Source organism: Mesorhizobium sp. ISC15 (assembly GCF_037162615.1).
Lineage (GTDB): Bacteria > Pseudomonadota > Alphaproteobacteria > Rhizobiales > Rhizobiaceae > Mesorhizobium > Mesorhizobium mediterraneum.
Window position 1 is genome coordinate 1,901,121 of sequence record NZ_JAVSPX010000001.1, and the last position, 20,132, is coordinate 1,921,252.

Sequence of the window (20,132 nt, forward strand, 5' to 3'; positions counted from 1 at the left end):
CCTATCCCCGCAACGCCCGCCGCAGGATCTTGCCCACCGGCGTCTTCGGCAGTTCGGTCCGAAACTCGATGTATTTTGGCCGCTTATAGCCGGTGAGGTTCTCGCGGCAATAGACCGTCAGCACTTCAGCGGTCAGCAACGGGTCCTTCTTGACGACGAACAGCTTCGGCACTTCGCCCGAATGCTCGTCCGGCACGCCGATCGCCGCCACTTCGAGCACGCCCGGATGCAGGGCCACGACTTCCTCGAGTTCGTTCGGATAGACGTTGAAGCCGGACACAAGGATCATGTCCTTCTTGCGATCGACGACCTTGGTGTAGCCGCGCTCGTCCATGAAGCCCATGTCGCCCGACTTGAAGAAACCATCCTTGGTCATCACCTTGGCGGTCTCGTCCGGCCGGTTCCAATAACCGGCCATCACTTGCGGTCCGCGGATGCAGATCTCGCCGACCTCGCCGAGCGGCAAATCATTGCCATCGTCGTCGCGGATGGCGATCTCGGTGGACGGCAGCGGCAGGCCGATCGTGCCGGTGAAGTTGCCATCGCTGAATGTGTTGGCGGTAGCCACCGGTGAGGTTTCCGAAAGCCCGTAGCCCTCGGTGACCGGGCAGCCGGTCAGCGTCTTCCAGCGTTCGGCGACACCCTTCTGCACCGCCATGCCGCCACCCAGCGTCAGGATCAGCGGCTTGAAGTCGAGTTTGCGGAAATCCTCATTGTTGAGCAGCGCGTTGAACAGCGTGTTGAGGCCCGGAAAGATGTGGATCGGGTATTTGCCGAGTTCCTTGACGAAGCCTGGAATGTCGCGCGGATTGGGAATGAGTATGTTCCGGCCGCCCATCTGCATGCCCATAAACGCGTTCACCGTCAGCGCAAAGATATGATAGAGCGGCAGCGCGCAGATGAAGTTGAGATGCGCCGGTTTCGGCTTGACCGTGTAGGCGTCTTCGACCCAAAGCGCGTTCTGCGCGACATTGGCCAGCACGTTGCTGTGCAGCAGCACCGCGCCTTTCGAGATGCCCGTGGTGCCGCCGGTATATTGCAGGAAGGCGATATCGTCGGCTGCGACCTTCGCCGGCTTGAAGTTCACGCTGGCGCCTGCCTTCAACGCGGCGTTGAACTTGACATGGCCCGGCAGCGACCAGGCCGGCACCATCTTCTTCACGCGGCGCACGACGAAATTGACGATCGTCCCTTTCAGGCCGCCAAGCATGTCGCCCATCGCCGCAACCACGACATGCTTGACCGCCGTCTTGGCGATCACCGCCTGCAAGGTGTTGGCGAAGTTCTCGAGAATGACGATGGCTTGCGCACCGGAATCCTTGAGCTGATGTTCCAGCTCGCGCGGCGTATAGAGCGGGTTGATATTGACCACGACATAGCCGGCGCGCAGCACTGCCATCATCGCCACCGGATATTGCAGCACGTTCGGCATCATCAGCGCGACGCGCGCGCCTTTCTGCAGCCCTGTCGATTGCAGATAGGCGCCGAAGGCGGCCGATTGCCTCTCGACTTCCGCATAGCTGATGGTCTTGCCCATGCAGGTGAAAGCGGGCCTGCCGGCATACTGCTTGCAGACGTCGGCGAGCAGATCGCCGATGGAGCCGAAGGGTAAGGCGCCGATCTCGGCCGGAACGACTTTCGGATAGCTTTTGAGCCAAGGCTTTTCCGGCAATCGAGCGGCAGGCGCTTTCGGCAATCTCCTGGCCGAACCCGGCTTCGACCCCGATGAAGCCGTTGTCGCTGCCGCCTTCGGCTTGACCGCGGCAACGGCTTTGGTGGGCGGCGATTTTGGCTTGTCGGGGCTGGCCGGTTTTGCGGCAGCTTTGCCCTTCGCTTTCGCTGGTGCCGTCGTCCTTGGTGTTTTTGCCACCTGTCCCTCCCTCGGTGTTCTTATTGTCTCTGCTTGCCCGCCGCGTCGTCTCCGAATGACAGAGACGTCCCTCCGCTGTTGCCGGCATCCAGGAAATCCAACATGCCATCTATGTATTGCGACTATCGGCAGCCGTGCAAGTCTGCCCCTGCGGCAAGACGGGAAAGAAAACCTTCCGCGCCAACGACAGGCCGAAGGTCGCGGTTCCTTGCTATCGGTCGCGTTAAAGATAATAAAAAAATGCAATCGTTAATAATACCGTGATCGGCTGAAATTGACATTTAATTCTCGCTTTTTGTGAAAGTGAAGAATTAAATTCTGCTTCCCATGGGGTAAGCAAACGGGGTGTTCCAAAGCCGGAAAAACGATGCTTATATGCGCGCTTCGCGAGCCTGAAGAGGGGCTTGGAAGAACATCAGGGAGTCCTCCATGAAAAAGAAACTGACTTTTGCGGCCGCGTTGCTGGCCGCAAGCGTCCTCGGCGGCATGGCCAATGCGAAGCAATTGGTTTACTGCTCGGAGGCGTCGCCGGCCGGCTTCGACCCATCGCCGTGGAGCGGTGGCAACGACTTCGACGCGTCGTCGCGCACTATCTATTCGCGCCTGGTCGAGTTCGAACACGGCAAGACCACCATCGCGCCCGGCCTCGCCGAGAGCTGGACGGTTTCCGACGACGGTCTCGAATACACGTTCAAGCTTCGGCCCGGCGTGAAGTTCCAGACCACCGACTATTTCACGCCGACGCGCGACCTCAATGCCGACGACGTGATCTTCTCCTTCGAACGCCAGTGGAAGAAGGAAAGCCCGTGGTTCAGCTATCTGGAAGGCACCGGCTGGGAATATTTCACCGGCATGGGCTTCCCGGATCTTCTCAAGGAAATCGTCAAGGTTGACGACCTGACGGTGAAATTCGTGCTGAACAAGCCTGAAGTCGCTTTCCTGCCGGACCTCGGCATGGATTTCGCATCGATCGTCTCCAAGGAATATGCCGACCAGCTCGACAAGGCCGGCACCAGGCAGCAATTCACCCAGAAGCCGATCGGCACCGGTCCGTTCCAGTTCGTCGACTACCAGGTCGATGCGGTCGTGCGCTATGCGGCATGGGACGGCTATTATGGCGGCCGCCAGAAGATCGACGATTTGATCTTCGCCATCACGACCGATCCGGCCGTGCGCGCGCAGAAGCTGAAGGCAGGCGAATGCGATATCATGTCGTACCCGGCGCCGGCCGACATCGCCGGCCTGCAGGCTGACCCAAACCTCAAGGTCGACGAGCAGGAAGGCCTGAACATCGGCTACATGGCCTACAACACCACGCTGCCGCCCTTCGACAAGGTCGAGGTCCGCAAGGCCCTCAACATGGCCGTCAACAAGCAGGCCATTCTCGATGCGGTCTATCAGGGCGCTGGCCAGGCGGCCATCAACCCGATCCCGCCGACGATGTGGTCCTATAACAAGGACATCAAGGACGATCCGTACGATCCGGACGCGGCCAAAAAGATGCTGGCCGACGCCGGCGTCAAGGATCTCTCGATGAAGATCTGGGCAATGCCGGTCAGCCGCCCGTACAATCCGAACGCTCAAAGAGTCGCGGAACTGATCCAGGCCGACTACGCCAAGATCGGCGTCAAGGCCGAGATCGTCAGCTACGAATGGACCGAGTATCGCGAACGCGGCAAGCAGAAGGATCGTGACGGCGCCTTCCAGCTCGGCTGGACCGGCGACAATGGCGATCCGGACAACTTCCTGTTCCTGCTCGGCTGCGATGCCATCGGCCAGTCCAACTATGCGATCTGGTGCAACCAGGAGTTCGAAGCCCTGTTGCAGAAAGGCAAGGCGACCACTGATGTCGCCGAGCGCACCAAGATCTACGAGGAGGCTCAGGTCGTGTTCAAGCGTGAGGCGCCGTGGCTGACCATCGCCCATTCCAAGGTCTTCATGCCGATGAACAAGAAGGTTTCGGGCTTCGTCATGGATCCGCTCGGCATTCATCGGTTTGACGGCGTCGACGTCACCGAGTAACTCCTGAGAAATTGGACGGCGGCGCTGGACTTCCGGCGCCGCCGTTCTATGAAGTAAGATGCTCCGCTATCTCCTCCACAAGCTCGCCCTAATCATCCCGACCGTGTTCGGCATATCGCTGGCGGCGTTCGCTTTCGTCCGGCTTCTGCCGGGCGACCCGATCATGGCCCTGGCTGGCGAGCGTGGCGTCAGCCCCGAACGCTACGCGGAGCTTGTCGAGCGGTTTGGCTATAACAGGCCTTATGTCATCCAGTATCTGGAGTATATCGGCAGGGTCCTGACCGGCGACTTCGGCATATCGATCGCCACCAAGCGGCCGGTGCTCGGTGAATTCCAGGCACTGTTTCCCGCCACGCTGGAACTGGCGACGATCGCGCTGATCATCGCTGTGCTCATCGGCATTCCCGCCGGCATCTTCGCCGCGGTCAAGCGCGGATCATGGTTCGACCAGGCGACGATGGGCGTGGCGCTGACCGGCTATTCGATGCCGATCTTCTGGTGGGGGCTGCTGCTCATCATATTCTTCTCCGGCTATCTCGGCTGGACACCGGTTTCCGGCCGCATTGGCCTTCAATATTTCTTCAAGCCGACGACGGGGTTCATGCTGATCGACAGCCTGATCTCCGGCAAGAGCGGCGCTTTCAGGTCCGCCGCCAGTCATCTGGTCCTGCCGGCAATCGTGCTGGCGACGATTCCGCTCGCCGTCATAGCGCGCCAGACGCGGTCGGCGATGCTGGAGGTGCTGGGCGAGGACTACGTCCGCACCGCCCGCGCCAAGGGCTTGGCGCCGCGCCGCGTTATCGGGCTCCACGCTTTTCGCAATGCGCTGATCCCCGTCGTCACCACCATCGGCCTGCAGGTCGGCACGCTGATGGCCGGCGCCATTCTGACCGAAACGATCTTTTCCTGGCCCGGCATCGGCAAGTGGATGATCGACGCGATCGCCAAGCGCGACTATGTCGTCGTCCAGAGCGGCTTGCTGATCATCGCGCTGATTGTCATGGCGGTGAACCTGATCGTCGACGTGCTCTACGCCGTCATCAACCCACGTATCCGGGTGCAGTGAGATGACCGACCAAACCACGGCAGAAGCCACCGCCGCCTCCATTCCGACCGGCGGTCGGCAACGTGCCTTCACCGAGTTCTGGCATTACTACTCGATGAACACCGGCGCCGTCATCGGCCTGGTCGTGTTCTCGGCTCTGGTGCTGATCGCGATTTTCGCGCCGCTGGTCGCGCCGCATTCGCCTGACGAGCAGTTTCGCGATGCGCTGCTGACGCCGCCGGTCTGGCAGGAGGGCGGCAAATCGATGTTTCTTCTGGGCACCGACGCTGTTGGCCGCGACATGCTTTCGCGGCTGATTTTCGGGGCGCGGTTCTCGCTGTTCATCGGTCTGGTCGTCGTGGTTTTCTCGCTGACCAGCGGCATCATCCTCGGCGTGCTCGCCGGCTATTTCCGCGGCTGGGTCGATACGCTGATCATGCGCGTCATGGACGTCATTCTGGCCTTCCCGTCGCTGCTTCTTGCTCTGGTTCTGGTGGCGATCCTCGGACCTGGCCTGTTCAACGCCATGCTGGCGATTGCGCTCGTGCTGCAGCCGCATTTCGCGCGGCTCACGCGCGCGGCGGTAATGGCCGAAAAGAACCGTGAATATGTGATCTCCGCCAAGGTGGCCGGTGCCAGTCATCTCAGGCTGATGGTGAAGACGATCTTGCCGAACTGCATGGCACCGCTGATCGTGCAGGCGACGCTGTCCTTCTCCAACGCCATTCTCGAGGCCGCGGCTCTCGGCTTCCTCGGCGTCGGCGCGCAGCCGCCGACGCCGGAATGGGGCACGATGCTGGCCACGGCACGCGAGTTCATCCTGCGCGCGCCATGGGTGGTGACCTTCCCCGGCCTCGCCATCCTCATTACCGTGCTTGCCATCAACCTGATCGGCGATGGCCTGCGCGATGCCTTCGACCCCAAGCTGAAGAGGTCGTGATCATGCCTCTTCTCGAAATCAAGAACCTTACGGTCTCTTTCGATACTGCCGCCGGACCGTTCATGGCTGTGCAAGGCATCGACCTGTCGATCGAGCCGCGCGAGGTGTTGGCGATCGTCGGTGAATCCGGCTCCGGCAAATCGGTGGCGATGTTGGCGGTGATGGGGCTTTTGCCGAATACGGCGACGGTGAAGGCCGACCGCATGGCGTTCGACGGTATCGACCTGCTTGAGCTCAGTCCGTCCGAGCGCCGCAAGATCGTCGGCAAGGACATCTCGATGATCTTCCAGGAGCCGATCGCCAGTCTCAATCCATGCTTCACCGCCGGCTTCCAGATCGAGGAGGTGCTGCGCTTCCATATGGGCATGGACCGCGCCCAGCGCCGGGCCCGCGCTATCGAGCTGATGAAGCTGGTCGGCATTGCCGATCCGGAAGAGCGGCTGAATTCGTTCCCGCACCAGATGTCGGGCGGCCAGTGCCAGCGGGTCATGATCGCCATCGCCATCGCCTGCAATCCGAAGCTGCTGATCGCCGACGAGCCGACCACCGCGCTCGACGTCACCATCCAGAAGCAGATCCTTGACCTCTTGGTCGGTCTGCAGGCCAAATACGGCATGGGCCTGATCATGATCACCCACAATATGGGCGTGGTGGCCGAGACCGCCGACCGCGTGATCGTCCAGTACAAGGGCCGCAAGATGGAAGAGGCCGACGTTCTGTCGCTATTCGAGCAGCCGAAGAGCAACTATACCCGCGCGCTCCTGTCGGCGCTGCCGGAGAACGCCGTCGGCGACCGGCTGCCGACCATTTCCGACATGCTGTTTGAACCAGCCCCCTCGGCTGCGGGAACCGGGTCTGCAACGGGAGCCGCGTCATGAGCGTGACGGTTCTCGAAGGCAAGAACATCGTGCGCGACTATCATGTCGGGGGCGGCCTGTTTCGTCCCTCGCGCACGGTTCACGCGGTCAAGGGCGTCTCGTTCAGCGTCGACAAGGGCAAGACGCTCGCCATCGTCGGCGAAAGCGGCTGCGGCAAGTCAACGCTCGCTCGCATCATCACGCTGATCGATCCGGCGACGGCGGGTGAGCTCTTCATCGACGGCAAAAAGGTCGATATCGCCAAGGATGGGCTGTCGAAGGAGATGCGCCGCAAGGTGCAGATCGTCTTCCAGAACCCGTACGGTTCGCTCAATCCGCGCCAGAAGATCGGCGACGTGCTGGGCGAGCCGCTGCTCATCAACACCGACACGCCGGCCAACGAACGGCGCGATCTCGCCATGAGGATGCTGAAGAAGGTCGGCCTCGGACCGGAGCATTACAACCGTTACCCGCACATGTTTTCGGGCGGCCAGCGCCAGCGCATCGCCATTGCCCGCGCGCTGATGCTCAATCCGAGCCTTTTGGTGCTCGACGAGCCGGTCTCGGCGCTCGACCTGTCGGTGCAGGCGCAGGTGCTCAACCTGCTCGCCGACCTGCAGGACGAGTTCAAGCTTACCTATGTCTTCATCAGCCACGACCTGTCGGTGGTGCGCTACATCGCCGACGACGTGATGGTCATGTATTACGGCGAGGCCGTCGAATACGGCTCGCGCGACGAGGTCTTTGCCGACCCCAAGCACAGCTACACCAAGACGCTGTTTGCGGCGACGCCGCGAGCCGACGTCGCCAGCATCAAGGCGAGGCTGGCGAAGAAGAAGGCCGCCTGACGCGGCGACCGCGGCACGCAGGCAAGCGTATTTCGACTCCGATCAGGACAGCCGGGCGATGACGACGCGCAACACCTCGCCGAAGCGCCGGACTTCCTCGACAGTGTTGTAATGGACCAGCGAGGCGCGGATGGCGCCGCTGTCCATGCTGAGGTTCAGGCGCTTCATCAGCCGCGGCGCATACATGTGACCGTCGCGGATGCCGATCTGCATCTCGGCCATGGCCTCGACGATCATTTGCGGCGACAGCGTGCCGATGTTGAAGCAGAAGGTCGGCACGCGCTCGTTGAGGCGGGCTTCGTCGGCGACGCCATAGATCGTCGCGCCGCAATCCTTGAGCACGCCGAGCATTTCGCGCGCCAGCATCAGCTCATAGTCGCGGATGGCGTTCATGCCGGCGACGAGATTGTCACGCCGCGACCGGTTGTTCGCTGGCGCAAAATTGCGGCCGATCGATTCGAGATAGCGCACCGCGGCATCCATGCCGGAGACGTTCTCGTAAATGAAGGTGCCGGCCTCGACCTTGTAGGGCGGCTCGTCGGGAATGAAATCCTCGCGGAAAGTCGGCAGCCGCCTCAGCGTCTCGAAGCGGCCCCACAGGAAGCCCATATGCGGCGAGAAATTCTTGTAGCCGGAGCAGACCAGATAGTCGCAATCCCAGGCCTGCACGTCGATCAGCCCGTGCGGCCCGTAATGCACGCAGTCGACGAACACTTCGGCACCCGCCGCATGCGCAATATCAGCCACTGAAGCGACATCAACGATCGAGCCGATCGAATGCGCCGTCACCGTGCAGGCGACGAGCCGGGTCCGGTCGGAGACCAGCGGGCGAAGATCGTCGACATGGAGATTACCGTCGTCGCGCATCCGCCACCATTTGAATTTCGCGCCGGCCGACTCCAGCGCCAGCCAGGTGGCGATGTTGGCGTCATGGTCCATGTCGGTGATGACGATCTCGTCACGCTCCTGAAGCATCTGGCCGATGCCGAGGCTGACGAGACGGATGAACGAGGTGGCGTTCATGCCGAAACAGATTTCCGCAGGACTATAGGCATTGATCAGCAGCGCCACGCTTTCACGCGCGTCGGCGATCGCTTGATCGACTGCGACGCTGCGGCCGTAGCGGCCGCCACGCTGCACATTATGCGCGACCAGATGGTTGGTCACCGCGTCGAGCACGCTTTGCGGGATCTGCGCACCGGCGGCATTGTCCATGAAGATGAAGTCGCCGGCCTGCCGCAGGGCTGGAAACATGGCGCGGATCGTGTCGACCGGGAAGGCTGCGGAGACGTCGCTCGCATTGTGGATCTGATGCTTGTTCAAGATGGTCTCCTGCGAAGTGCCTGACAGATGGGGGGAGCGAGAATTGACAGATGGGAAACTGGTGACGTCAGCGGGTCTTTTCGGTTTTGAAGCGACGTTCCAGCAGGCTGACGAGACGGACCATCGGCCAGAGAAAGAGGAGATAGACCAGTGCCGCGCCGATCAGAGGCGAGGGGTTGGCGTAGAGCGACTGCGCGTTGGTCGCTTCCTTCAGTAGTTCGGGCAGCGCCACGGTGGAGGCGAGCGACGTATCCTTGAACATCGAAACGCAGTTGCTGGTCATCGGCGGAATGACCACACGGATCGCTTGCGGCAGCACCACCTTGCGCAAGGTCAGTAAAAACGGCAGGCCGAGTGCCTGCGCCGCCTCGAACTGGCCGCGCGGAATGCTTTCTATGCCGGAACGGAACACTTCGGCCGAATAGGCCGCCATGATGATGGCGAATGCCGTCACCGCGGAGGTCCAGGACGACAGGCGTATGCCGAGGAACGGCAGCGCGTAGTAGATCAGGATCAGCACGACCAGCACCGGCATCGCCCGGAAAATATCGATATAGCCGACCGCCAACAGCCGCAGCGGCTTTGGCGCGTAGAGCCGCATCAGACTGATCGCCAGGCCGACGGGGATACCGATGCCGATGCTCAACAGCCCGAGCAGCAGTGTGTTCAGAAAGCCGCGCAGCAACGCCGGCAGGCTGGAGATCATGACATCGGCGTTGAAGAAGGTTTCGATCAGCGACATGGGGAGCATTCCCGAAAGATTTGGCGTCCCGCGACGCTAAAGCATGACTCCGAAACCCCGAAATCGGCTTCGGAGCGGATCATGCGTGAAAGAAGGGCTAAGGCGCCCGTTGCGCGTCCAGCAGGGGCGCAACGCTATCCCATGAAATTGTGCCGGCGTGGAAAGCCGGCACAATTTCAGCGGCTGCCGCTCAGGCCTTCGGCATCGGCATTTCCTTGACGGTCGAAGAATCGGCGGGTGCATCGCTGCCGAACCACTTCTTGTGGATCGCGGCCAGCGTGCCGTCCTTCTTCATCGCGGTCAGCGCGTCGTTCAGCTTGCCGAGCAGCGGGTGATCCTTGGCCATCATCAGGCCGTACTGCTCGCCGGTCTTGATACGCTCTTTCACGGCGAGATCCTTCATCCTAGTGAAGGAGTATTCGAGGCCCGGAATGTCGCTGACCGCGGCGTCGACGCGACCGGCGCTGAGATCGAGCAGCAGGTTCTGCTGCGTGTCGTAACCCTTTACCTCGCTGAACCCGCCGGCCTCCTGGTGCTGCTTGGTCCAGGCTTCCCCGGTCGAGCCGGACAGCACGCCGATGATCTTGCCCTTGAGGTCGGCCTCGGCCTTGATCGGGCTGTCGGCCTTGGCGGCGATACCCATGTCGGAATCATAATAGGGCTGCGAGAACGCCTGCGACTTCAGCCGCTCAGGCGTGATCGTGATCGACGAGATGGCGACGTCTATGCGCTTCGACGTGGTGGCGGCGAACAGGGCCTGAAATCCGAGATCGGCAATTTCCGTGGTCATGCCGATGCGCTTGGCCGCCTCGTTGACGATGTCGACTTCAAAACCTTCGAAGGTGCCGCTCTCGTTCTTGTATTCGAAGGGCGGATTGGTCGGATAGGCGCCGACATTCAGCGTCTCTTGGGCATAGGCGGTGGCTGGGCCGGCGGCGATGCCGAAGGCGGCAGCGAGAAGAAGCAGATTACGGCGAGTGAAGCTCATTTTCGTTCCCTCTGGTTCGGCCACTCCCTGTGGCGCTTTTCACTTCCGCCCCTTTCAGCGCCGTATTTTCCGGACACTGCAGGCGAGGCGGCGCCTGAAGTCAGGACGCGCGGCGTTGCCGCGAGCCGATCAACTGTTGCAGACGCTCCAGCAAGGCATTCACCGCGTCGTCCGTGGTGACCATGCCGGGCGACAGCCTGAGCGTCGCGCCGCGCGCGTCGCAGTAAAGTCGCTCACTGCGCAGCGTCGACACTGTCTTCACCGGGTCGACGCCTTGCGGCAAGGTCAGCATGACGCTGCCGCCGCGCCGGTCTGGATCGAGCGGTGAACGGGCCGTCCAGCCATTGTCCAGCGCGCAGCCTATGATGCGCTCGGTCATGCCGGCGTTCTGCGCGCGGATCGCGTCGACGCCCGTTTCGGCCACCCATTCGAGGCCGGGCAGCGATGCGACGCTGGCCAGGATGGCCGGCGTGCCATGGTCGAAACGGCGTGCATCGTCCGCATAAGTGAAGCTGTCGAGATCCCACGAAAATGGGTTTGGCTGGCTGAACCAGCCGCGAAGCTCGGGCCGGCAGACGGACAGCAGATCGGGCGTCACCTGCAGGACGCCGGCGCCCGAAGTGCCGCACAGCCATTTCAGCGAGGTCGAGACGACGAAATCGACCGGCGTCTTTGCGATCGAGAAGGGCGTCACGCCGACGCCTTGCGTGATGTCGACGCCGACGATGCTGCCCATCTCCCGACCATGCGCGGCGTGCCGCGCCAAGTCGCAGCGATGCGAGGCGGTCGAGGTGACGAAGGTCAGCAAGGCCAGGCCGACATCGTCCTGCCAGCGGGCGATGAAATCCTCGTCGCGCACCCAGCTCTCGCCGGGCCGCAGCGGCACCGTATCGAGCACGAAGTCGAAGCGGTCGGCCAGACCGGCGAGCAGGAAATGCAGGCTCGGAAAACAATCGGCCGCAACCAGCAGGCGCTTTCCTGCCAGGCGCTCGGACGGCAAAGCGCCGATCAGGCTGTAGAGCGCAGACGTGACGTTCTCGGCGGTGGTCAGTGTTCCCTGTGGCGCATCGATCAGCGCGCCCCAGGCATCGATGAAGCGCTGCCGCGCGGCCAGGCCCGACGGCCACTGGCCGTCATCTTCCGCCGACCAGATGTCCGAGAATTCCGACAGGGCAGCAGCCATGCGCTCCGCCTTGCCGGGAAACGTCCCGATCGAATGGTAGAGAAAATAACCAGACACTGCGTTTTTTTACTCCCTGTGATCATGTGATCACAAAAGGGAATACGGATCAATCGTTGCCCGCGAAGAAATGCGATTCAATAGCGAAGATCGGGACGATTTTTCCGGCCACGAGCGGTCGTGGGTCGGCACTTTCCGGCGTCGATCTTGCGTTCAACCCGCAGCGAAGATTCAGGAGGCCTTGCCGAATCCAGCGAACTCGACCGGCCTAGTTTCCGGCACGTCGGGGCAGATCGCGCGCAGCGTCTCTTGCGTCGTCCTGATGTCGGCAACCACCTCTTCGCGGGCGGGGCAAAATCGCGATCTTTCAGTGCTGCGATGATCGCCGTGTGCCGCCCCGACGGCTCCATCGTGCCTGCTCGCATCAAAGGCGCGACATGGTTGGACAGCAGCCGCATATAGGGGCCGAAGCGCAGCCATAGCGTCTCGATCAACTGAAACAGCACGTCGGAGCCGGAGGCACGGTAGATGGTGAAGTGGAACTGCTGGTTCTTGGCGATCAGCTCGTAGATGCTGCCATTGCGCCCGATCGCCTGCTGGTCGGCGGTGATCTTCTCCAATGTGGCTATATCGGAAGCGGTCAGGCGCGGCGCCCCGAGTTCGGCCGCCAGCCCTTCGACGGCGACGCGCGCCCGGCAGAGGTCGTCGAGCCGCGCGCGGGTGACGACCGGCACGCAGGCCGAGCCGTTCTGCGATATCTCCAGCGCGTTCTCGGCGGCGAGCCGCCGCAAGGCCTCGCGCACCGGCATGTTCGAAGTACCAAAGGCTTCGGCCAGCGAGGCAATGGTCAGCACCTGGGCCGGATCGAAGCTGCCGACCATCAAGGCATGCCGAAGCTGCTGGTAGACGCCGTCCTGGACGGTCACGCGTCCCGATACAGGTTCAAATCCCAGAGCCACGATTTTTGGTTTCCTTGGGTTTCGACAGAAGCTATGTGCAAACGGCAGGCGATCGGGCCAGCCGGCGCGGATGTGATCATCTGATCACAAATTGCAGATACAGCCAAGCTGCTGAGTGCACGCTTGGACAATCTCTCTCAGCCCCTCTCTTCCGTGAAGAAACTGGGGAGAAGAATGGCGCCAGCGTTGCGGCTCTCCCTTTTCCCCTTGTGGGAGAAGGTGGCCGAGCGAAGCTCGGTCGGATGAGGGGTGTTCCAGCTTGGCATCGACCGCGCTCCGTCCAACACCCCTCAACCGTCTCGGCGCTACGCGCCGATCCACCTTCTTCCACAAGGGGAGAAGGGAAGCACGCCGGCGTCAGTCCGGGATCACCGCTGTCGCCTGGATTTCCACCTTGGCGCGATCCTCGACCAGCGCCATGACTTGCATGGCGGCCATGGCCGGAAAATGCCGGCCGATGACCTCGCGATAGGCCTCACCGATCCCTTTGAGGTTGGCCAGATACTCGGCCTTATCGGTAAAGTACCAGGTCATCGAGGTGATATGCTCAGGCCTGGCGCCAGCCTCGGCGAGCACGGCGACGATGTTGGCAAGCGTCTGGCGCACCTGGCCGACAAAATCATCGGTTTCGAATTGGCCTTGCCCGTTCCAACCGACCTGGCCGCCGATGAAGATCAGCTGCCCGCGCGCGGCGACGCCATTGGCGTAGCCGACCGGTTTCGCCCAGCCTTCCGGCTGCAAGATGGTGTGCATATCAAGCCTCCCGATATTCAAAATCCGGTCGCAATGTGGAAAATTCGAAACCAGCTCACCCAATTTTCCGTCGCAAGCTCGGCCTCAGGCCGCTCCCATCACTTGCCTGGCGATGACCACCTTCTGCACGTCGGACGCGCCCTCGTAGATGCGGAGCGCACGGATCTCGCGATACAGGCTTTCGACGATGTGGCCCTTGCGGACGCCGTCGCCGCCGTGCAGTTGCACGGCCTTGTCGATGACCTCCTGCGCCTTGTCGGTGGCGAACAGCTTAGCCATCGCCGCTTCCCGGGTGACACGGGTGGCGCCCATATCCTTGGTCCAGGCGGCGCGGTAGACCAGCAAGGCGGCGGCATCGACATCCAGCGCCATGTCGGCGATGTGACCCTGCACCATTTGCAGCTCGACCATCGCAGCGCCGAACAGTTTGCGCTCGGCCACTCTTTTGATGCTTTCGTCCAGCGCGCGCCGGGCAAAGCCGAGTGCCGCCGCGCCGACCGTCGAGCGGAACACGTCGAGCACCGACATGGCGATGCGGAAACCGTCGCCTGGCTTGCCGATCAATGCCGAGGCCGGAACGCGGACATTGTCGAAGAACAATCGTGCCAGCGGATGCGGCGCGATCACCTCCAGCCGTTCGGCGATGGTTAGGCCCTTGATGTCTGTAGGCACGATGAACGCCGAAAGGCCCTTGGCGCCGGGCGCCTCGCCGGTGCGGGCAAAAACGACGTAGAGATCGGCAATGCCGCCATTGGAGATCCAGGTCTTTTCACCTGACAGTACATAGTCGTCGCCGTCGTGCGTGGCCGTCATCTCCATATTGGCGACATCAGATCCGGAGCGCGGTTCCGATAGCGCAAAGGCGGAAATTGTTTTGCCAGCACGTGTCTTCGCCAGCCAGCGCTGCTGCTCGGGCGTGCCGAACAGGCTGAGCGCGCCTGTGCCGAGCCCTTGCATGGCGAAGGCGAAGTCGGCCAGTCCGTCATGCCGGGCCAGCGTCTCGCGTGTGATGCAGAGCGCGCGCACGTCGAGCGGTCCGGGATTGTCCATGTCGAGCGCCGTCGGCTCCAGCCAGCCGTCTTGGCCGAGCTTCGCCACCAGCTCGCGGCAGGCGGCGTCGACATCGTCATGCGCGACCGGCAGGTTTTTTCCGCACCAGGCATCCAGCCGCTCGGCCAGCTCGCGGTGTCGGTTCTCGAAGAACGGCCAATTGAGGAAGGACCGGTCAGGCATTTCTGCCTCCACTGTGCTTCGGGCCTTGCACTCCACGGCGCCCCCCTCTGTCCTGCCGGACATCTCCCCCACGAGGGGGGAGATTGGACGTCACCACTGCTTTCGCCAATCGCCGGCATTGCAGGAGAAGCGCTGCAGGTGGAGCTGCCAATCTCCCCCCAAGTGGGGGAGATGGCCGGCAGGCCAGAGGGGGGCGCTGTCCCGCCAACGTGTCCATTTTGATTAAAGAAAACATCCTCAATTGCCCTCGAACACCGGCTTCTGCTTGCCAACAAAAGCCTCGTACGCCCGCTTGAAATCGCCGGTCTGCATGCAGATCGCCTGCGCCTGCGCTTCCGTTTCGATCGCCTGGTCGAGACCCATCGACCACTCCTGGTTCAACTGCGTCTTGGTAATGCCGTGGGCGAAGGCCGGGCCGGAGGCGATGCGCGCGGCCATGTCGAGTGCTTCGGCCTCAAGCGCTGCGGCATCGACCAGCCGATTGAAGAAACCCCAGCGCTCGCCTTCCTCAGCACTCATCGTGCGGCCGGTGTAGAGCAGCTCGGCGGCGCGGCCCTGGCCGATGATGCGCGGCAGGATCGCGCAGGCGCCCATGTCGCAGCCGGCAAGACCGACGCGGGTGAACAGGAACGCCGTCTTGGCTTCCGGCGTGGCGATGCGGATATCGGACGCCATGGCGATGATGGCGCCGGCGCCCACCGCCACGCCGTCGACCGCCGCAATGATCGGTTTGCCGCAATTCAGCATCGCCTTGACGAAATCGCCGGTCATTCGGGTGAAGGCGAGCAACTCCTTCATGTCCATCTTGACCAGCGGGCCGATGATGTCGTGAACATCGCCGCCGGAGCAGAAATTGCCGCCATTGGGCAGGAACACCACCGCATCGACATCCTCGGCATAGACGAGGTCGCGAAAAATATCGCGCAGCTCGGCATAGCTTTCGAAGGTCAGCGGGTTCTTGCGCTCCGGCCGGTCGAGCCGGATCTTTGCGACCTTGCCTTCGACCTGCCAGAGGAAATGCTTCGGCTTGCGGCCGGCCATTTTTGTCATTCCCGTCCCTCCCAGTTGCTGCGGAAGGAGTTCAGCATGCCGGTCAGCCGGCGCGCCTCGTCCTCGCTCACATTGCCCAGCAGCTCGCCAATCCAGCTTTCATGCGCGGCAGCAATCACACTGAAGGCTTTCGACCCTTCTTCGGTCAACCGCACCATCGAGGTGCGGCGGTCGCCATTGCGTCGGGCGCGGGCGACCAGCCCTTCCGAAACCAGACGGTCGACGATGCCGGTCACATTGCCGTTGGACACCAGCAGGAAGCGCGACAGGTCGCTCATCAGCATGCCTTCCGGCACGCGGTAGAGCGCCGCCATCACGTCGAAGCGCGGCAGCGTCGTGTTGAACTCCTGCCGCAGGCGCTCGCGCAATTCGGCCTCGATGCTGCGTGAGGCGCGCAGCAGCCGAACCCACAGCCGCAGGCGATCCTTGCCGGGTCCGGATGGCGCGGGCAGGGGGCCGGCTACCATGTCTCGCCTCCCGAGATCGAGATCGTCTGCCCGGTGATCGAGTGAGCTGCATCGCCGCACAGCCACAGCACCGCGGCTGCAACCTCTTCCGGCTGGATGAAGCGGCCTTGCGGGTTGTTCGAGGCAAGGCTCGTCCTTGCTTCTTCGGCCGAGCGGCCGGTCTTTTCGACGATGCGCTGGATGGATTCCTCGAGCATCTCGGTTTCGATGAAGCCCGGGCAGATGGCGTTGACCGTCATCCCGGATTTGGCGGTCTCGACCGCCAGCGCCCGCATCAGGCCGACAACGCCATGCTTGGCGGCAACGTAAGCGGCGACATACGGATAGCCCTTTAGCCCGGCCGTCGACGCGACGAATATGACACGGCCTGATTTCCGCGCGGCCATGCCGGCCAGCGCCGGTTTCACTGTCAGGAACGCGCCGGTCAGGTTGACGTCGAGCGTGCGCTGCCAGTCCGCGAGCGAGGTCCGCTGTGCCGGCGCGCTGCCGGACATGCCGGCATTGGCGACGACGATGTCGATCGGCCCGCGCGCCGCCTCGGCTTGACTGTAGAGCGACGCCATTGCCGCCTCATCGGTGACGTCGGCGGCGATGCCGAAAATGCGATCGCTTTCCGTGGCGACCTCGGCAAGCGCTGCCTCGCGCCGGCCGCAAATGGTCACGTCGATGCCGGCGCCGGCGAGCGCCAGCGCGATGGCGCGGCCGACACCGGAGCCGCCGCCGGTGACCAGCGCGTGCCGTCCTGTGATCGTCGCGGCGGCACTCATACTTTCAGCCCCGCGGCCGCGTCGCGTTCGGCCAGCCGGTAGATCTGGTCGCGGCCCGGCAGATAGGGATCCGGCCATTTGACGCCGCGGTCGCCGAGTGTCACGGCCGCATGCAGCGTCCAGTAGGGATCGGCGAGATGCGGCCTTGCCATTGCAACGAGATCGGCGCGGCCGGCCATCAGGATCGAATTGACGTGGTCCGGTTCATAGATGTTGCCGACCGCCATGGTTGCCATGCCGACCTCGTTGCGGATGCGGTCGGAAAACGGCGTCTGGAACATGCGGCCGTACACCGGTCTTGCGTCGGCCGAGGTCTGGCCGGCCGACACGTCGCAGATGTCGACGCCGGCCTCATGCAGCAGCCGTGCGATCTCGACCGCATCGGCTGGCGTCACGCCGTCGATGCCGACCCAGTCGTTAGCCGAGATGCGCATTGAAACAGGCTTTTCATCAGGCCACACGGCCCGCACCGCATGGAAGACCTCCAGCGGATAGCGCATGCGGTTTTCGAGAGATCCGCCATAGGCGTCCGTGCGCCGGTTGGTCAGCGGCGTGATGAAGGAGGACAGGAGATAGCCGTGCGCAGCATGGATTTCGAGCATATCGAAGCCGCAGCGCGCCGCCATCTCGGCCGAAGCGACGAATTGATCGCGCACCCTGTCCATGTCGGCGCGGTCCATCGCCTTCGGCACCTGATTCTCAGGCGACCATGCTATCGCTGATGCCGCCATCACAGGCCAGTTGCCTGATGTCAGTGGCACGTCGGTTCCTTGCCAGCCGAGCCGGGTCGAGCCCTTGGCGCCGGAATGGCCGATCTGCGCGCAGATTTTAGCCTCGGTCTCGGTATGGACGAAATCGACCAGCCGTTTCCAGGCGACCTCATGATCGGGTGCGTAGAACCCGGGACAGCCAGGCGTGATGCGGCCTTCCGGGCTGACGCAGGTCATCTCGATATAGACGAGGCCGGCGCCGCCCTTCGCCCGTTCGGCATAATGGGCGAAGTGCCAGTCGGTCGGGCAGCCGTCGACGGCCTTGTACTGCGCCATCGGCGAGACAACGATGCGGTTCTGCAGCGCCATGTCGCGCAGCCGGAACGGCGCGAACATCGGCGCGCGACGAAGACTGTTGCCGCCGGCGCCGGCCTGGCGCTGGAACCATTCTTCCGCGCCGGCCAGCCACTCGGCATCGCGCAGCCGCAAATTCTCGTGGCTGATGCGCTGCGAGCGGGTCAGCAGCGAATAATTGAATTGCACCGGATCGAGGCCGAGATAGCGTTCGACCTCCTCGAACCATTCGAGCGAATTGCGCGCTGCCGACTGCAGCTTCAGCACTTCGGTGCGGCGGGCGTCTTCATATTTGCGGAACGCCGCCTCGAGGTCGGGCTCGGACTCGACATAGTCGGCCAGCGCCGCAGCACTTTCCAGCGCCAGCTTGGTGCCGGAGCCGATCGAGAAATGCGCTGATGCCGCCGCGTCGCCCATCAGCGCCAGATTCTTGTAGGACCAGCGTTCGCACAGCACGCGCGGGAAATTGATCCAGGCCGAACCTCTGATGTGATTGGCATTGGTCATCAGCGCGTGGCCGCCGAGATGCCTGGCGAAGATCCGTTCGCAGACGGCGATCGATTCTTGCTGTGACATCGCGCCAAAGCCGAAGCGCTCCCAGGTCTGCTCGTTGCATTCGACGATGAAGGTCGCGGTTTCACTGTCGAACTGGTAGGCATGCGCCCATACCCAGCCATGCTCCGTCTTCTCGAAGACGAAGGTGAAGGCGTCGTCGAACTTCTGCTGCGTGCCGAGCCAGACGAACTTGCATTTGCGGGTGTCGATATCTGGCTTGAACACGTCGACGAATGCGCCCCGTACCTTCGAATTCAGGCCGTCGGCGGCGACAACCAGATCGTGGCTCTCCATATAGGGCTTGGGGTCGGCGATATCGGTCTCGAAGACCAGCTTCACGCCAAGCTCACGCGCCCGCCGCTGCAGCAGGACGAGCAGCCGCTTGCGGCCGATGCCGCAGAAGCCGTGGCCGGTCGAGACCGTGCGCACCCCGTCATGAATGACGGCGATGTCGTCCCAATAGGCGAAATGTTTTTTGATCCATACGGCGCTGACCGGATCGTTCCTGGTCAGATTGTCGAGCGTTTCGGCCGACAGCACGACGCCCCAGCCGAATGTGTCGTCGGCGCGGTTGCGCTCGAACACTGTCACCTCGTGCGCGGCGTCCCTGAGCTTCATCGAGATGGCAAAGTAGAGGCCGGCTGGTCCGCCGCCGAGAACCGCAACCTTCATTCGTGCGATCTCCTCTTCGCTTATTATTCGTCAGTATCGCGCCTGAAATAAATTATTTCAAGCTTGAAGTTTCATAATTGAAGCGATCTGCCTCGGATGCCCATGGCCTGCCTGCGGGTCAGACCCGCAAGCACGCGCTTGCCCGGATTATTTTTCCGGGCTCTTCGGGCTCCACAGCACCGTCTCCGCGTCCTTTTCATAGGCCATGCCGTTGGGATAGCTGATCGCTTCCAGTTGCAGGCCCCAGGGCGCCTGGAAATAGAGGATGGTCTGGCCGGCAGCCGGCCCTTCGGTAACCGGCAGCGGGCCCATCCGCGTCTTCACGCCCTTTTCATCGAGATAGGCTTTCGCGGCAGCGATATCGTCGACATAGAAGGCGATGTGGAAGCCGCCAATGTCGCTGTTGCGGGCCTGCAGGTCCCTCTGGTCGGGCGCGGTGTATTTGAACAGCTCGATATTCGAGCCGTAGCCGCAGCGGACCAGGGTGATCTCCTCGATCACCGCCTTGGGGTCGACGCCCAGCAGATCCTGCATGAACGTGCCCTTGTCGTCGGCGAACGGGCCGAAGGACATCGCCTTCTTGCAGCCGACGACCTCGGTGAAGAAGTCGACGGCCTGCTTCATGTCGGGCACCGTAACCCCGGTGTGATCGTGCCCGCGCATGCCGGGAATGGTGCCGGCGGAAGCAGTGCCGATGCTGGCCAGGACGGCGGTCGCAAGCGTTGCGTTTCGGATAGCATTCCTCATGTCAGTCATCCTTCTCGCGGGACGTGGGTGGCTTGCCGGGCGCACGTCCG

17 protein-coding genes and 1 pseudogene are annotated in these 20,132 nt (G+C 62.7%); 5 read left to right on the forward strand and 13 right to left on the reverse strand.

What is annotated here, in order from left to right; translation table 11 throughout:
* Nucleotide 1: 1 nt before the first annotated feature.
* On the reverse strand, nucleotides 2-1,870 hold the full coding sequence (locus RPG13_RS09330) for a long-chain fatty acid--CoA ligase (RefSeq protein WP_337124876.1): 1,869 nt from the start codon (nucleotides 1,868-1,870) through the stop codon (nucleotides 2-4).
* Between the two features lie 429 nt (nucleotides 1,871-2,299).
* On the opposite strand from RPG13_RS09330, the gene RPG13_RS09335 reads away from it, so the two are divergent.
* Genes RPG13_RS09335 through RPG13_RS09355 form a run of 5 tightly spaced genes read left to right on the forward strand, consistent with a single transcriptional unit; the run spans nucleotide 2,300 to nucleotide 7,582 of the window.
* Nucleotides 2,300-3,892 (forward strand): ABC transporter substrate-binding protein, encoded by a 1,593-nt coding sequence (locus RPG13_RS09335; protein WP_095482978.1) that lies wholly within the window; start codon nucleotides 2,300-2,302, stop codon nucleotides 3,890-3,892.
* Between the two features lie 58 nt (nucleotides 3,893-3,950).
* Nucleotides 3,951-4,958, forward strand: coding sequence for an ABC transporter permease subunit (locus RPG13_RS09340; RefSeq protein WP_126103814.1), 1,008 nt, complete (start codon nucleotides 3,951-3,953; stop codon nucleotides 4,956-4,958).
* Between the two features lies 1 nt (nucleotide 4,959).
* Nucleotides 4,960-5,877 (forward strand): ABC transporter permease subunit, encoded by a 918-nt coding sequence (locus tag RPG13_RS09345; protein WP_095482976.1) that lies wholly within the window; start codon nucleotides 4,960-4,962, stop codon nucleotides 5,875-5,877.
* 2 nt (nucleotides 5,878-5,879) lie between these two features.
* Entirely contained in the window at nucleotides 5,880-6,755 is an 876-nt protein-coding gene (locus RPG13_RS09350; protein WP_095482975.1) for an ABC transporter ATP-binding protein, read from the forward strand.
* Nucleotides 6,752-7,582, forward strand: coding sequence for a dipeptide ABC transporter ATP-binding protein (locus RPG13_RS09355; RefSeq protein WP_095482974.1), 831 nt, complete (start codon nucleotides 6,752-6,754; stop codon nucleotides 7,580-7,582). The genes RPG13_RS09350 and RPG13_RS09355 overlap by 4 nt, the downstream gene beginning before the upstream one ends.
* A 42-nt stretch (nucleotides 7,583-7,624) precedes the next feature.
* On the opposite strand, the gene RPG13_RS09360 is transcribed toward RPG13_RS09355, so the two are convergent.
* The 12 genes and pseudogenes from RPG13_RS09360 to RPG13_RS09415 form a co-directional block, all read right to left on the reverse strand.
* A complete protein-coding gene (locus RPG13_RS09360; RefSeq protein ID WP_337124877.1) occupies nucleotides 7,625-8,905 on the reverse strand; it encodes a cysteine desulfurase-like protein in 1,281 nt (426 codons plus the stop codon).
* Between the two features lie 67 nt (nucleotides 8,906-8,972).
* Nucleotides 8,973-9,647, reverse strand: coding sequence for an amino acid ABC transporter permease (locus RPG13_RS09365; RefSeq protein ID WP_095482972.1), 675 nt, complete (start codon nucleotides 9,645-9,647; stop codon nucleotides 8,973-8,975).
* Between the two features lie 190 nt (nucleotides 9,648-9,837).
* Entirely contained in the window at nucleotides 9,838-10,635 is a 798-nt protein-coding gene (locus RPG13_RS09370) for an ABC transporter substrate-binding protein (protein WP_095482971.1), read from the reverse strand.
* Nucleotides 10,636-10,735: 100 nt separating this feature from the next.
* Nucleotides 10,736-11,875, reverse strand: a complete 1,140-nt coding sequence (locus RPG13_RS09375) for an aminotransferase class V-fold PLP-dependent enzyme (protein ID WP_337124878.1) — start codon at nucleotides 11,873-11,875, stop codon at nucleotides 10,736-10,738.
* A 171-nt stretch (nucleotides 11,876-12,046) separates the two neighbouring features.
* Nucleotides 12,047-12,774 (reverse strand): annotated as a pseudogene (locus RPG13_RS09380) (GntR family transcriptional regulator).
* 357 nt (nucleotides 12,775-13,131) lie between these two features.
* Entirely contained in the window at nucleotides 13,132-13,527 is a 396-nt protein-coding gene (locus RPG13_RS09385; protein ID WP_126103810.1) for a RidA family protein, read from the reverse strand.
* A gap of 84 nt (nucleotides 13,528-13,611) precedes the next feature.
* Nucleotides 13,612-14,760: an acyl-CoA dehydrogenase family protein gene (locus RPG13_RS09390; protein ID WP_337124879.1), complete on the reverse strand. Its 1,149-nt coding sequence runs from the start codon at nucleotides 14,758-14,760 to the stop codon at nucleotides 13,612-13,614.
* A 237-nt stretch (nucleotides 14,761-14,997) separates the two neighbouring features.
* Complete coding sequence (locus RPG13_RS09395) at nucleotides 14,998-15,810, reverse strand: enoyl-CoA hydratase family protein (protein ID WP_337124880.1); 813 nt, start codon at nucleotides 15,808-15,810, stop codon at nucleotides 14,998-15,000.
* Nucleotides 15,807-16,277 carry a MarR family winged helix-turn-helix transcriptional regulator gene (locus tag RPG13_RS09400; protein ID WP_127290159.1) on the reverse strand — a complete coding sequence of 157 codons (471 nt, stop codon included), beginning with the start codon at nucleotides 16,275-16,277 and terminating at the stop codon, nucleotides 15,807-15,809. The genes RPG13_RS09395 and RPG13_RS09400 overlap by 4 nt, the downstream gene beginning before the upstream one ends.
* Nucleotides 16,271-17,044, reverse strand: coding sequence for an SDR family NAD(P)-dependent oxidoreductase (locus tag RPG13_RS09405; RefSeq protein WP_337124881.1), 774 nt, complete (start codon nucleotides 17,042-17,044; stop codon nucleotides 16,271-16,273). Before RPG13_RS09405 ends, RPG13_RS09400 begins: the two co-directional genes overlap by 7 nt.
* Nucleotides 17,041-19,335, reverse strand: coding sequence for a bifunctional salicylyl-CoA 5-hydroxylase/oxidoreductase (locus tag RPG13_RS09410; protein ID WP_337124882.1), 2,295 nt, complete (start codon nucleotides 19,333-19,335; stop codon nucleotides 17,041-17,043). Before RPG13_RS09410 ends, RPG13_RS09405 begins: the two co-directional genes overlap by 4 nt.
* Nucleotides 19,336-19,482: 147 nt before the next feature.
* Nucleotides 19,483-20,082: a VOC family protein gene (locus tag RPG13_RS09415; RefSeq protein ID WP_127205425.1), complete on the reverse strand. Its 600-nt coding sequence runs from the start codon at nucleotides 20,080-20,082 to the stop codon at nucleotides 19,483-19,485.
* Nucleotides 20,083-20,132: the final 50 nt, after the last annotated feature.

Bases quoted from the DNA above. Each gene is read 5' to 3' on its own strand.
- RPG13_RS09335 (WP_095482978.1), top strand. From the start codon at position 2,300: ATGAAAAAGAAACTGACTTTTGCGGCCGCGTTGCTGGCCGCAAGCGTC.
- RPG13_RS09340 (WP_126103814.1), top strand. From the start codon at position 3,951: ATGCTCCGCTATCTCCTCCACAAGCTCGCCCTAATCATCCCGACCGTG.
- RPG13_RS09345 (WP_095482976.1), top strand. From the start codon at position 4,960: ATGACCGACCAAACCACGGCAGAAGCCACCGCCGCCTCCATTCCGACC.
- RPG13_RS09350 (WP_095482975.1), top strand. From the start codon at position 5,880: ATGCCTCTTCTCGAAATCAAGAACCTTACGGTCTCTTTCGATACTGCC.
- RPG13_RS09355 (WP_095482974.1), top strand. From the start codon at position 6,752: ATGAGCGTGACGGTTCTCGAAGGCAAGAACATCGTGCGCGACTATCAT.
- RPG13_RS09365 (WP_095482972.1), bottom strand. From the start codon at position 9,647: ATGTCGCTGATCGAAACCTTCTTCAACGCCGATGTCATGATCTCCAGC.
- RPG13_RS09370 (WP_095482971.1), bottom strand. From the start codon at position 10,635: ATGAGCTTCACTCGCCGTAATCTGCTTCTTCTCGCTGCCGCCTTCGGC.
- RPG13_RS09385 (WP_126103810.1), bottom strand. From the start codon at position 13,527: ATGCACACCATCTTGCAGCCGGAAGGCTGGGCGAAACCGGTCGGCTAC.
- RPG13_RS09390 (WP_337124879.1), bottom strand. From the start codon at position 14,760: ATGCCTGACCGGTCCTTCCTCAATTGGCCGTTCTTCGAGAACCGACAC.
- RPG13_RS09395 (WP_337124880.1), bottom strand. From the start codon at position 15,810: ATGACAAAAATGGCCGGCCGCAAGCCGAAGCATTTCCTCTGGCAGGTC.
- RPG13_RS09400 (WP_127290159.1), bottom strand. From the start codon at position 16,277: ATGGTAGCCGGCCCCCTGCCCGCGCCATCCGGACCCGGCAAGGATCGC.
- RPG13_RS09405 (WP_337124881.1), bottom strand. From the start codon at position 17,044: ATGAGTGCCGCCGCGACGATCACAGGACGGCACGCGCTGGTCACCGGC.
- RPG13_RS09410 (WP_337124882.1), bottom strand. From the start codon at position 19,335: ATGAAGGTTGCGGTTCTCGGCGGCGGACCAGCCGGCCTCTACTTTGCC.
- RPG13_RS09415 (WP_127205425.1), bottom strand. From the start codon at position 20,082: ATGAGGAATGCTATCCGAAACGCAACGCTTGCGACCGCCGTCCTGGCC.